General features: G+C 67.5%; 10 protein-coding genes. 1 reads left to right on the forward strand and 9 read right to left on the reverse strand.

Features of this window, described 5'->3' with window-relative positions:
* Window positions 1-44: 44 nt before the first annotated feature.
* The 8 genes from ACTIGJ_RS02995 to ACTIGJ_RS03030 form a co-directional block, all read right to left on the reverse strand.
* Window positions 45-497 carry a hypothetical protein gene (locus ACTIGJ_RS02995; RefSeq protein ID WP_439638795.1) on the reverse strand — a complete coding sequence of 151 codons (453 nt, stop codon included), beginning with the start codon at window positions 495-497 and terminating at the stop codon, window positions 45-47.
* A 27-nt stretch (window positions 498-524) separates the two neighbouring features.
* A complete protein-coding gene (locus ACTIGJ_RS03000; protein WP_439638796.1) occupies window positions 525-1,088 on the reverse strand; it encodes a phosphatase PAP2 family protein in 564 nt (187 codons plus the stop codon).
* 123 nt (window positions 1,089-1,211) lie between these two features.
* Window positions 1,212-2,009: a class I SAM-dependent methyltransferase gene (locus ACTIGJ_RS03005; RefSeq protein ID WP_439638797.1), complete on the reverse strand. Its 798-nt coding sequence runs from the start codon at window positions 2,007-2,009 to the stop codon at window positions 1,212-1,214.
* 109 nt (window positions 2,010-2,118) lie between these two features.
* Entirely contained in the window at window positions 2,119-4,782 is a 2,664-nt protein-coding gene (acnA, locus tag ACTIGJ_RS03010; RefSeq protein ID WP_439638798.1) for an aconitate hydratase AcnA, read from the reverse strand.
* A 131-nt stretch (window positions 4,783-4,913) separates the two neighbouring features.
* Entirely contained in the window at window positions 4,914-5,417 is a 504-nt protein-coding gene (locus ACTIGJ_RS03015) for a DUF2505 domain-containing protein (protein ID WP_439638799.1), read from the reverse strand.
* 27 nt (window positions 5,418-5,444) lie between these two features.
* Complete coding sequence (locus ACTIGJ_RS03020; RefSeq protein WP_439638800.1) at window positions 5,445-6,389, reverse strand: alpha/beta fold hydrolase; 945 nt, start codon at window positions 6,387-6,389, stop codon at window positions 5,445-5,447.
* Window positions 6,386-7,240: an SDR family NAD(P)-dependent oxidoreductase gene (locus ACTIGJ_RS03025; RefSeq protein WP_439638801.1), complete on the reverse strand. Its 855-nt coding sequence runs from the start codon at window positions 7,238-7,240 to the stop codon at window positions 6,386-6,388. The genes ACTIGJ_RS03020 and ACTIGJ_RS03025 overlap by 4 nt, the downstream gene beginning before the upstream one ends.
* 10 nt (window positions 7,241-7,250) lie before the next feature.
* A complete protein-coding gene (locus ACTIGJ_RS03030; protein ID WP_439638802.1) occupies window positions 7,251-8,708 on the reverse strand; it encodes a flavin-containing monooxygenase in 1,458 nt (485 codons plus the stop codon).
* A gap of 94 nt (window positions 8,709-8,802) precedes the next feature.
* Between ACTIGJ_RS03030 and ACTIGJ_RS03035 the strand changes: the two genes are divergently transcribed.
* Complete coding sequence (locus ACTIGJ_RS03035; protein ID WP_439638803.1) at window positions 8,803-9,453, forward strand: TetR/AcrR family transcriptional regulator; 651 nt, start codon at window positions 8,803-8,805, stop codon at window positions 9,451-9,453.
* Window positions 9,454-9,559: 106 nt separating this feature from the next.
* Here ACTIGJ_RS03035 and acnB read toward each other — a convergent pair whose 3' ends face one another.
* On the reverse strand, window positions 9,560-12,154 hold the full coding sequence (gene acnB / locus ACTIGJ_RS03040; RefSeq protein WP_439638804.1) for a bifunctional aconitate hydratase 2/2-methylisocitrate dehydratase: 2,595 nt from the start codon (window positions 12,152-12,154) through the stop codon (window positions 9,560-9,562).
* Window positions 12,155-12,260 lie beyond the last annotated feature (106 nt).

The raw sequence follows: 12,260 nt of genomic DNA on the forward strand, positions 1-12,260 counted from the left end.
AATCTCCTTCGAAAATGCCGGCGGCACGCTGTGCGGCGCGGCGATCAGGCCCGGCGGATCAAGCCGCCGGGCGCGTTCGGATCAGGCGAAGGAGAACAGGGGCGGGCCGCGCAACGGCGGCCGAAGGTGGGGTGGGCGCGTCGGCCGCCGCTGCTCGGCTGCCGTCGGCGGCGGGGCGTCGACAGGCGCGGCAGCAGCATTACCGCCAGCAGCAGGCCGATCAGCGCCGTCGGCTCCGGCGGCGACAGCTTGCCGAGCGGATCGCTGGCCACGCCGGTATCGAGGTCATCGTGATGCGGCGCGCCGTCGGCGCCGTGGCCGCTGGCGTCGGCCATGCGGTCGCCGGCCGCGCTGTGATGCAGACCGGCGTCAGCGAAGTGGACGGCGTTCCCGGGCTCGCTGCCGTCGAAGCAGTGATGCAGGTGCGCGCCGCCCAGCCGCATCACCAGGAAGGCGAGGCAGGCGAGCAGCATCGGCAGCGGCTTGAGGGTCGTCACCGGCGCACCTTAGCAAAAGGCGGCCGCCTACCAGTTCGCGCTCAGCGTCAGGCCGACCTCGCCGGGACCGAGCACCGGCAGCAGCGATACCTGCGCCGGCAGCCAGGGCTTGACGACGAGCTTCGACAGGCCGTAGGCCAGCGCGCAGCCGGCCACCACGTCGCGCACGTAATGCTTGTCCTCGTTGACCCGGATGTAGGCGACCCAGGCGGAGACCGCATAGGCCGGCGCGGCCTGCTGCCAGCCATAGCGTTCGCCGAGGTAGGCGGCGCCGGCACAGGCGGTGGAGGTGTGGCCGGACGGGAACGACTTGCTGCCGCCGTCCGGCCGGGTGCCCCAGTCGCCGTCCTTGAACGCGTACTTCAGTGCCTGGGTGGCCGCGACGGTGGCCGCCAGTTCGCCACCCAGCTGCCACAGGCCGGTGCTGTCGCCCCGGTAGCCGGAGTAGGCGGCAGCGCCGGCGGCGGGCACGAACTTGAGCCAGTTGGATAGCGTCAGCTGGTCGCGATTGGCGTCGGCGGCGCCGCGCAGCGGAACGGCGAGGGCAGCGGCTGACAGCAGCGCAAGGAGGGGACGGCGGGCACGGAGCATGGCGGTGGGGCAGGACGGTCAGGATTCGGAGGCGGCGGGAGGCGCCGGGCAGGCGGCGCCCGGCAGCATGCCGCAACCGACCGGTTTCGGCATGCCGCGCGCCCTGCGCGGGCGGCGATCCGGTCAGCGCTTGAGGGCGCGGCTCATCAGGTAGGACTGGCGCACGCGGTTGTCGGCGAAGTAGGTCTGCACGATGGCGATCACTTCGGCGCGGAATGCGGCCAGCCGTTCGGGCTCGGCGGCGAGACCCTGCACCACCTTGATGAACGGTGCGGCGGTCAGTTCCATGCTGGCCCCGTAGTGACGCGGGCTCAGTGCCGGGATGCTCATCTCGTCGCGATGGAACTCGGGTTCGCCGGTGGCCGCGCCGAGCCAGCGGCGGATGTTGGCGGTCTCGCCCCAGCTGCTCGGCGCTGCGGCGCCGGGCGGGCCGGGCAGGTAGCGGCCGACCAGGTCGAACAGGCGGCCGATGCACAGCTCCGGCGGCCAGGTCGAGAAGGCGATCCGGCCGCCGGGCTTCAGCACCCGCAGCATCTCGGCGATCGCCCGCTCCGGGCGCGGCGCGAACATGTGGCCGAACTGGCTGACCACGACATCGAAGTGAGCATCCGGGTACGGCAGCGCCTCGACATCGCCTTCCAGAAAGGCGATCGGCGCTTCGATCAGCGTGGCGTTGCGGCGGGCCTCGACGAGCAGCGCCGGCGCCAGATCCAGGCCGCTGACCATCGCGCCCTGCAGCGCGGCGGTGATGGCGACGACGCCGGTGCCGCAGGCCACGTCGAGCACCTGCTGGCCGCGGCCGATCCCGGCATAGCGGACCAGCGCGGCGGCGGCCGGCGTGGTGAACGGGGCAATCGGTGCAAACAGGCCCCAGCCTTCGCGCTGGGCGGCCTTCATCGCGGCATAGGGATCGTCGGTCATTGGCGGGCGGGTCGGAATCGGGAAGCGGAAGTTTGCAGCACGCCGGCCGCCGGCTGGCGGGATGCGGGTGGGCCCGCATTCCGTGGCCGGCGCCGGACGCAGCGCCGGTTCAGGCCGCCATCTGCCGCAGCATGTACGGCAGCACGCCGCCATGCCGGTAGTAGGCCCATTCGACCGGCGTGTTGATGCGCACCCGGGCGCTGAAGCGGCGCTGTGTGCCATCGGCCCGGCGGGCGGTGACGGCCACCGTTTCGGCGCCGTCGAGCAGGCCGTCGATGTCGTAGACCTCGCTGCCGTCGAGGCCGAGCGTGGCGGCGTTGTCGCCATCGACGAAGTTCAGCGGCAGCACGCCCATGCCGACCAGGTTGGCGCGGTGGATGCGCTCGAAGCTTTCCGAGATCACTGCCTTCACGCCGAGCAGCCGCGTGCCCTTGGCCGCCCAGTCGCGTGACGAGCCGGTGCCGTATTCCTTGCCGGCCAGCACCACCAGCGGCGTGCCGCTGGCGGCGTAGCGCATCGCCACGTCGTAGATCGCTTCCACCGGGCCGGCGGTGTCGCCATCGAAATGGCGCGACACGCCGCCTTCGACACCCGGCGTCATCGCGTTCCGGATGCGGGTGTTGGCGAACGTGCCGCGCATCATGATTTCGTGATTGCCGCGCCGCGAGCCCAGGCTGTTGAAGTCGGCCCGCTGCACGCCGTGCGCCTGCAGGTAGCGGCCGGCCGGGCTGTCGACCGGGATATCGCCGGCCGGGCTGATGTGATCCGTGGTGATCGAATCGCCGAGCAGCGCCAGCACCCGCGCGCCGCGGATGGTCGGGATGCCCGGCGGTGTCAGCGTCATGCCGGTGAAGTACGGCGGGTTCTGCACGTAGGTCGAACGGGCATCCCAGGGATAGGTTTCCGACTTCGTCACCCGGATACCCTGCCAGCGGGCGTCGCCGCCCAGCACGCCGTCATAGCTCTTGCGGAACAGCTCCGGCGTCACCGCCGCCGCGACCGCCGACTGGATCTCGGCATTGCTCGGCCAGATGTCCTTCAGGTAGACGTCCTGTCCGTTGCTGCCCTGGCCGATCGGCTCGGCGCTGAGATCGATGTCGGTGGTGCCGGCGATCGCGTAGGCCACCACCAGCGGCGGGCTGGCCAGGTAGTTCATCCGCACGTCCTGGTGGATGCGGCCCTCGAAGTTGCGATTGCCGGACAGCACCGCCGAGACGCTCAGGCGGTGCTTCTGGATCGCCTCGCCGATCGCCGGGTTCAGCGGGCCGGAATTGCCGATGCAGGTGGTGCAGCCATAGGCGACGACATGGAAGCCGAGGTGTTCCAGGTCATCGTTCAGGCCGGCCTTGGCGAGGTATTCGGTGACCGCCTTGGAGCCCGGTGCCAGCGAGGTCTTGACCCAGGGCTTGGTCGTCAGGCCCAGCGCGCGCGCTTTCTTCGCCAGCAGGCCGGCGCCGATCAGGACACTGGGGTTGGAGGTATTGGTGCAGCTGGTGATCGCCGCGATCACCACCGCGCCGTCGTGCAGCGCGTAGCGCTGGCCGGCATCGCTGACGGTGGCCGGCCCCTGCGACGGACGGGTCTTTTGCTCGGCGGCCAAGGCGGCGCGGAAATTGGCCTTGACCTTGCCCAGCAGCACGCGGTCCTGCGGCCGCTTCGGGCCGGCCAGCGACGGCTGGATGGTCGACAGGTCCAGGTGCAGCACATCGGTGTACTCGGCCTCCGGCGCGTCCGGTGTCCACCACAGGCCCTGCGCCTTGGCGTAGGCCTCGACCACCGCCAGATGCGCTTCGCTGCGACCGGTCAGCCGCAGGTAGGCAAGGGTTTCGCTGTCGATCGGGAAGATGCCGCAGGTAGCGCCGTATTCCGGTGCCATGTTGCCGATGGTGTTGCGATCGCTGGCCGACAGGTTCGCCAGGCCCGGGCCGAAGAACTCGACGAACTTCTCGACCACGCCGCGGGCTCTCAGCATCTCGGTGACGGTCAGCACCAGATCGGTCGCGGTGGCGCCCTCGGCCAGCTTGCCGGTGACCCGCACGCCGATCACTTCCGGCATCAGCATCGACGACGGCTGGCCGAGCATCGCCGCTTCCGCCTCGATGCCGCCGACGCCCCAGCCGAGCACGCCGATGCCGTTGACCATCGTCGTGTGACTGTCGGTGCCGAAGCAGGAATCCGGATAGAGGACGCCGTCGTCGTTCTCGAACACCACGCGGGCGAGGTACTCGATGTTGACCTGGTGGACGATGCCGGTATCCGGCGGCACCGCCTTGAAGTTCTTCAGCGCCTCCTGGCCCCAGCGCAGGAAGGTGTAGCGCTCCTCGTTGCGCTGGAATTCGACCTTGGCATTGAGATCAAGCGCGGCGCGCGAACCGTAGTGGTCGATCATCACCGAGTGGTCGATGACCAGTTCGACCGGGCACAGCGGGTTGATCCTGGTGGCGTCGCCGCCGAGTGCCTTCATGGCATCGCGCATCGCCGCGAGGTCGACCACGCAGGGCACGCCGGTGAAGTCCTGCAGGATCACCCGGGCCGGCGTGAAGTTGATGTCCTTGGCGGCGAGCGCACGGAGGTCGGCCGAGGCCAGCGCCCGGATGTCGTCGGCCGTGGTGGCGACGCCGTCCTCATGGCGCAGCAGGTTTTCCAGCAGGATCTTGTAGCTGTACGGCAGGCGCGAGACCCGGAACGCCGGCTCCAGCTGGGTCAGGTCGTGGTAGGTGTACCGGGTCGACCCGATGGCAAGCGTGGCGCGGGTTTTGAAGCTGTCGAGCATGTCAGTCTCCTGAGGCCGGCGAACACCGCCTGCCTGTAGAGACCTTGGCGGCAAGCCGGCGTTCAGGCAAGCCCCGCGTGCTGGCCCGACCCGCTACAGAAGACCCGCTTCAGACCGGCCTGCGCCGCGCCTCAGCCTCGGGCAGCGAGCAGCCGCTGGGCGACCAGACCGTCCTGTTCGGACTTGCGCTGGATGTCCTGGGCAATGAACTTGGCCATCGTGCCGCCCACCAGCGGCACCGAGCAGTCGACGATCCAGCGCATCCGGTTCACGGCGCCGGCCGGCGTGGCTTCCAGCTTCATTTCGCAGCGGATCGAGGTGATCGACTTCAGCGGTTCGATGACCACATCGAGGCGGCCGCTGCGGCTGGCGATGTCCCAGCGATCGGTCTGCTGCGCCGGTACCCAGTCGCTGCTGCCAATGAACTTCTGGGCCATCTTCGGCACCTCGATGCTGGACTTGCGCTTGAAGCGGCAGACTACCTGGAAGTGCTGGTCGTCCGCCGTGCGCGAGACGATCTCGATGTCGCGCAGGCCCAGTTCGCGGTACTTGCTCGGGATGTAGTCGGGGTCGCGGTACATCGCCAGCACCTGGTCGACGGTGGCGTTGAAATGGTGTTCGCAGGTGAATTCCATGAAACGGCTCCTCTAATCGGGTGGGGGTCAGCCGTGGTGGCCGATGAACTTGCGGACGTCGGCGGCGCTGCGGGCCGGGTCTTCGACCATCGGCATGTGGCCCAGGTCGGGGTAGGTGACGAGCTGCGCGCCGGGAATGCCGCGCGCCCAGACGTCGGCGGCGCTGCGGTGCACGAGGCGGTCCTGATCGCCCCACATCACCAGCACCGGCACGGTGATTTCGGCGAGCCGCGTATCGAGCAGATCGACACCGCGGAAGTCCGTGAAGATGCGCGCCAGCGACGCGCGGCGCACGGCGTAGTCCGCGGCGATCCAGTCCAGGGTCATGCCCGGCACCCACGGCGGCTGGGCCATGGTCATCGCGTAGAACGCGTCGAAATCCTTTCGGCTGTTCACTTCGAACGGATTGCCTTCGCCGCGACTCAGCATCTGCTCCATGTCGCTCGGGGTCGGCGCGGTGACGCCGGCGGCGTCCATCAGGGTGGCGCTCTGCACGCGATCCGGGTGATGCAGCGCCAGCTGGGCGGCGATGAAGCCGCCCATCGAATTGCCGACCAGATGCGCCTTCGCGATGCCGAGCGCGTCCATCGCCTTCAGCACCCGCTGCGCCTGGCTCATCGTGTCGTAGCGCAGCGCCGGATCGAACGGTGTTTCGCCGTGGCCGGGCAGGTCGAGCACCAGCACCCGGTAGCGATCGGTGAAGTGCGGCGCGAAGCGCATCCACACGGTCTTGTCGGCGCTGTAGCCGTGGATCATCACCACGGTCTCTACCGCATCGGCCGGGCCGCCCTGCCAGGTCATCATGCGGCTGTCGCCGACATCGACCGTGGCGCGCTTCAGTCCCGCAATCGCGGTCTCGATGCGGGTATCGGCATCCAGCGCCAGCTTGCCGACCGCCGGGTAAGTGAGGACTGCCCAGCCGGTGAAGCCGAGCGCGGCGATGGCTGCCGTGATCAGGAAGGGCCGCTTCATGAGGCCTGCTTCCGACGGCGAGCGGCGGCCTTGGCGGCCGGGGGCGGGTAGTCGCTGCGGTCGATGACGCCGCGCAGGTCGCGCCAGACGATCGGGTTCAGCAGCCGCAGCGGCAGCAGGTTGGCGCCGAGCCAGGTCTTCAGCGAGTCCTTGCCGTAGACCATCTTCGGCGTGCCGCGCCGGATGCCGCGGATCACGTGGCGGACGATCGCCTCCGGCGGCGTCGACAGGTACTTGTTCGAGAACGCCTGATGCTGTGGTGCGTTGGCGATGTTGGTGGCGATGCCGCCCGGATGGACCAGATGCACCGAGATCGGCGATTCCTGCAACTCGGTCATCAGCGCTTCGGTGAAGCCGCGCACGGCGAATTTCGAGGCGCTGTAGTCGCAGTGATTCGGCGGGCCGATCAGCCCGAAGATGCTCGACACGTTGACTACCGCGCCTTCGCCATTGGCGATGAGCTGCGGCAGGAACACCTGGGTGCCGTGGACCACGCCATAAAAGTTGATGCGCATGACCCGCTCGATGGTCTCGACCGGTGTGGCCCAGACCGGCTTGCCGGCCCCGGCGATACCGGCGTTGTTGATGATCACGTGGGCGTTGCCGAGCTTCGCCTGCACCTCGGCGGCGAAGCCTTCCATCGCGCGGCGATCGGAGACATCAAACGCGGCGCTGTGGATCGCGATGCCCGGTTGGCCTGCGATCAGTGCCACCGTTTCGGCGAGGCTGGCGGCGTCGTAGTCGTTCAGTGCCAGCTTCGCACCCAGCCTCGCGAACTCGACCGCATACGCGCGGCCCATGCCCGAACCGGCTCCGGTGACCACCACGACCTTGTTGCGGAAATCCTTCATGGCGGAGGGCTCAGGCGAACACGTGGTGCTGCGGACGGAAGCGGCTCGCGAGCCGGCGATAGGTGAAGCTGAAGCCGGGGAACATCGCGATCACATGGCCGGACTTCGACTGGTACCAGCTCTTGCAGCCGCCGGCCTTCCAGACCGTCTTCTCCATTTCCGAGTGGACCATCCGCGTGTAGGCGTCCTCGGCCTCGCGGCTGACTTCGATCGACTGCTTGCCCGAGTTTTCGAGCTGCCGGAGGCTGTTCACGATGTAGTTCATCTGCGATTCGATGACGAAGATCGCCGAGGTATGGCCGATGCCGGTATTCGGGCCGGTGACGACGAACAGGTTCGGGAAGCCGGGAATCGCAGTGCCGAGGTAGGCGCGCGGGTACTCCTCCCAGACTTTGGCGAGGCTGACGCCGTCGCGGCCGATCACCGGGTAGGAGATGACGCCGTCGGTCGCGTCGTAGCCAGTGGAGTAGACGATCAGGTCGAGATCGAGCTGTTCGCCGCTGGCGGTGACGATGCCGCGTTCGTTGATCTCGCGGATGCCGTCGTGGCGGTCATGCAGGCTGACATTCGGCCGCGACAGCGCCGGGTACAAGGTGCTCGACAGGATGATGCGCTTGCAGCCGATGGTGAAATCCGGCGTCAGCTTCTGGCGCAGCACCGGGTCTGGCACCTGCTTCTTGAGATGATTCAGTGCCTCGCGCTGGGCGACGAGGTTCAGCATCGTCTTCGAATATTTGAAGCCGATGACGCGGGTTTCGAGGCCCCAATAGATCGCGAGCCTGAGCGCCTTGTGCAGCCATTTCACGCCGAGCAGCTTGCGCTGGAACGGCGAGAACTTGCGGTCCGGACGCGGCAGTACCCAGTGAGGCGAGCGCTGGAATACGTGCAGTGCGCCGACCTTGTCGGCGATCGCCGGAATCACCTGCGCGGCACTGGCCCCGCTGCCGATGATCGCCACGCGCTTGCCGCGATAGTCGTAGCTGTGGTCCCAGGCATTGGTGTGGAAACTCTTGCCCTGGAACGTGTCGCGGCCCGGGAAGTTCGGAATCACCGGCGTGCTCAAGGGGCCGGAGGCATTGATCAGGATCTGCGCCTCGAAGGTGCCGGCGGCGTCGGTGGTCACGATCCAGCGCTTGGCGGTTTCGTTCCAGCGCACTTCGCGCACATTGGCGTTGACCGTGGTGCGCTGCCGAAGGCCATGCTTGTCGATCACCTCGTTGGTGTAGCGCTGCAGCTCTTCCTGCTCGGCAAACATCTGCGACCAGGCGTAGGGCTCCGAGGAGATCGAATAGAGCGGCGACTGCACGTCGACCGCCGCGCCCGGATAGCTGTTCTGGCACCAGGTGCCACCCATGAACGGCCGCCGTTCAAGGATGCGGAAATCGGTGATGCCCTGTTCCAGCAGGCGCAGCGCGGCGCATTGCCCGCCGAAGCCGCTGCCGATGATCACGACCTTGTAGCTGTTCATGGTCCGCACTGCCTCCGGGCCTTGCGGCCTCGCGTTTATGTGATGACGAATGCCCTCACTTTACATCTGAGGTTGTGCGTCGTCAAATAACGACATGACCAGCAAGCGACGTCCGGAAGCAGCGGGAAGGACCTACGGCGGCGAAAGCGCGGCCGAACGACAGGCCCGCCAGCGCCAGCAGTTCATGGCGGCGGGACGCCAGCTGTTCGGCAGCGTCGGCTATCGGGCGACGACAGTAAGAACACTGTGCAAGCAGGCGGGATTGATCGACCGCTACTTCTACAAGAACTTCGTCGATACCGAGGACCTGCTGGCGGCGGTCTACGCCGAAGCGATTGACGACATCCAGGCCACGGTCATGCGGGCGCTGATGCAGGAACTGCCCGGCGGTCACGCCGAGCGCATCGTCACCGCCGGCGTCGGCGCCTTTTTCACCTCGTTCGAGAATCCGGAGGTGGCCCGCATCTGCTGGCTGGAGGTGCTGGGCGTCAGCGCCCGCATCGATGCGCTGTACATCGAACGGATTCAGCGTTTCGCGGACCTGCTGATCACGCTGGCGCGGACCTTGGTGCCGGACATGAAGCTGCATCCGGACGACATGCAGTTCACCGGCTTCGGACTGGTCGGCGCGGTGAGCCAGTCGGCGCTGCAGTGGCTGCTCAGCGGCTACCGCGCCGATCGCCAGCATCTGGTGGCCGCCAACACGCGGCTGCTGCTCGGTGCGGTGCAGATGCTGCGCAGCTGAGACGCGGCCCGCCGACGACGGAAAGCAGAAAGCCCGCCGGCTTGCGCCAGCGGGCTTTCCGTTGCAGCCGTCGCGGTCATGCCGACCCGCGACGCGGTGCCGGACCTCAGGCCACCGTCACTTCCTTGGCCGTCTCGACGTACTCGTCGATCTGGTTGAAGTTCAGGTACTGGTAGATCTTGTCGGCGTTCTTGGCGACCACGCCGGTCTCCTGCAGGTACTCGGCAACGGTCGGCAGACGACCGAGCTTCGAGGCCACCGCCGCCAGTTCCGCCGAGCCCAGATACACGTTGGTGTTCTTGCCGAGACGGTTCGGGAAGTTGCGCGTTGACGTGGAGATCGCCGTCGAGCCTTCCTTGATCTGCGCCTGGTTGCCCATGCACAGGCTGCAGCCCGGCATTTCTGTGCGCGCACCGGCGGTGCCGAAGGTGTTGTAGACGCCTTCCTGCGTCAGCTTCTCGGCGTCCATCTTGGTCGGCGGGGCGACCCAGAGGCGGACCGGGATGTCCTTCTGGCCTTCCAGCACCTTGCTGGCGGCGCGGAAGTGACCGATGTTGGTCATGCACGAACCGATGAAGGCTTCGTCGATCTTGGCACCGGCGACTTCCGACAGGAACTTCGCGTCATCCGGATCGTTCGGGCAGCAGACGATCGGCTCCTTGATGTCGGCGAGATCGATCTCGATGACGGCGGCGTACTCGGCGTCCTTGTCGGCTTCGAGCAGGCTCGGCTTGGCCAGCCACTCCTGCATCTTCTTGATGCGGCGTTCCAGGGTGCGGGCGTCCTTGTAGCCGTTGGCGATCATGTTCTTCATCAGCACGATGTTCGAGTTCATGTACTCGATCACCGGGGCCTGGTTGAGCTTGATCGTGCAGCCGGCGGCCGAGCGCTCGGCCGAGGCGTCGGACAGCTCGAACGCCTGTTCGACCTTCAGATCCGGCAGACCTTCGATTTCCAGGATGCGGCCCGAGAAGATGTTCTTCTTGCCGGCCTTGGCGACGGTCAGCAGCCCGGCCTTGATCGCGTACAGCGGGATCGCGTGGACGAGGTCACGCAGCGTGACGCCCGGCTGCATGCTGCCCTTGAAGCGCACCAGCACCGATTCCGGCATGTCCAGCGGCATCACGCCGGTGGCTGCACCGAAGGCGACCAGACCCGAACCAGCCGGGAACGAGATGCCGATTGGGAAGCGGGTGTGGCTGTCGCCGCCGGTGCCGACGGTGTCCGGCAGCAGCAGGCGGTTGAGCCAGGAGTGGATGACGCCGTCGCCCGGACGCAGGCTGACGCCGCCGCGGTTGCTGATGAACGTCGGCAGCTCGCGATGGGTCTTGACGTCGACCGGCTTCGGATACGCGGCGGTGTGGCAGAACGACTGCATCACCAGATCGGCCGAGAAGCCGAGGCAGGCGAGGTCCTTCAGCTCGTCGCGGGTCATCGGACCGGTGGTGTCCTGGCTGCCGACCGTGGTCATCTTCGGTTCGCAGTAGGTGCCCGGGCGGATGCCCTTGCCTTCCGGCAGGCCGCAGGCGCGGCCGACCATCTTCTGGGCCAGCGTGTAGCCGCGGCCCGAGTCTTTCGGGGTCGCCGGCAGGCGGAACAGCGTCGAGGCCGGCAGGCCGAGGAATTCGCGGGCCTTGGCGGTCAGGCTGCGGCCGATGATCAGGTTGATGCGGCCACCGGCGCGCACTTCATCGAGCAGCACCTGGCTCTTGAGTTCGAAATTCGCAGCCACCGCGCCGCTCTTCTCGATCTTGCCGTCGTAGGGGTAGATGTCGATGACGTCGCCCATCTCGAACTTCGAGACGTCGACCTCGATCGGCAGCGAGCCGGAATCTTCCTGGGTGTTGAAGAAGATCGGGGCGATCTTGCCGCCGAGCGTCACGCCGCCGAAACGCTTGTTCGGCACGAACGGGATGTCTTCGCCGGTCGCCCAGATCACCGAGTTGGTCGCCGACTTGCGCGACGAGCCGGTGCCGACGACGTCGCCGACGTAGGCCACCAGGTTGCCCTTCTTCTTCAGGTCGTCGATGAACTTCATCGGACCGCGCTTGCCGTCTTCCTCCGGCGTGAAGGCGGCGTCGGAGCGCACGTTCTTCAGCATCGCCAGGTAATGCAGCGGGATGTCCGGGCGGCTCCAGGCGTCCGGCGCCGGCGACAGGTCGTCGGTGTTGGTCTCGCCGGGCACCTTGAACACGGTGACGGTGATCTTCTTGGCCACTTCCGGACGGCTGGTGAACCACTCGGCATCGGCCCAGGACTGCATCACCGACTTGGCGTTGGCGTTGCCGCCCTTGGCCAGTTCGGCGACGTCATGGAAAAAATCGAACATCAGCAGCGTCTTCTTCAGCGCCGCAGCGGCGGTTGCGCCGACTTCGGCATCGCCGAGCAGGTCGATCAGCGGCTTGACGTTGTAGCCGCCGACCATGGTGCCGAGCAGCTCGGTGGCCTTGGTGCGCGAGATCAGCTTGCACGGCAGTTCGCCATCGGCGACCACGGTCAGGAACGAGGCCTTGACCTTGGCGGCATCGTCGACGCCGGGCGGCACGCGATGGGTCAGCAGGTCCACGAGGAAAGCTTCTTCGCCAGCCGGCGGGTTCTTGATCAGCTCGATCAGCTCGGCGGTCTGCTGGGCGGACAGCGGCAGCGGCGGGATACCGAGAGCAGCGCGCTCGGCAGTGTGTTGGCGATAGGCTTGCAGCATGGCGGTGAAGGTCCGTGTGGGAAGGCGGTGGACGAGGGCGGCGCAGCGCGCGGCACTCCCACTCCAGGTTCGCGGGAACGGCACGGACGATGCATCACGCGGCCCG

The organism is Nevskia sp., from assembly GCF_051860985.1.
Lineage (GTDB): Bacteria > Pseudomonadota > Gammaproteobacteria > Nevskiales > Nevskiaceae > Nevskia.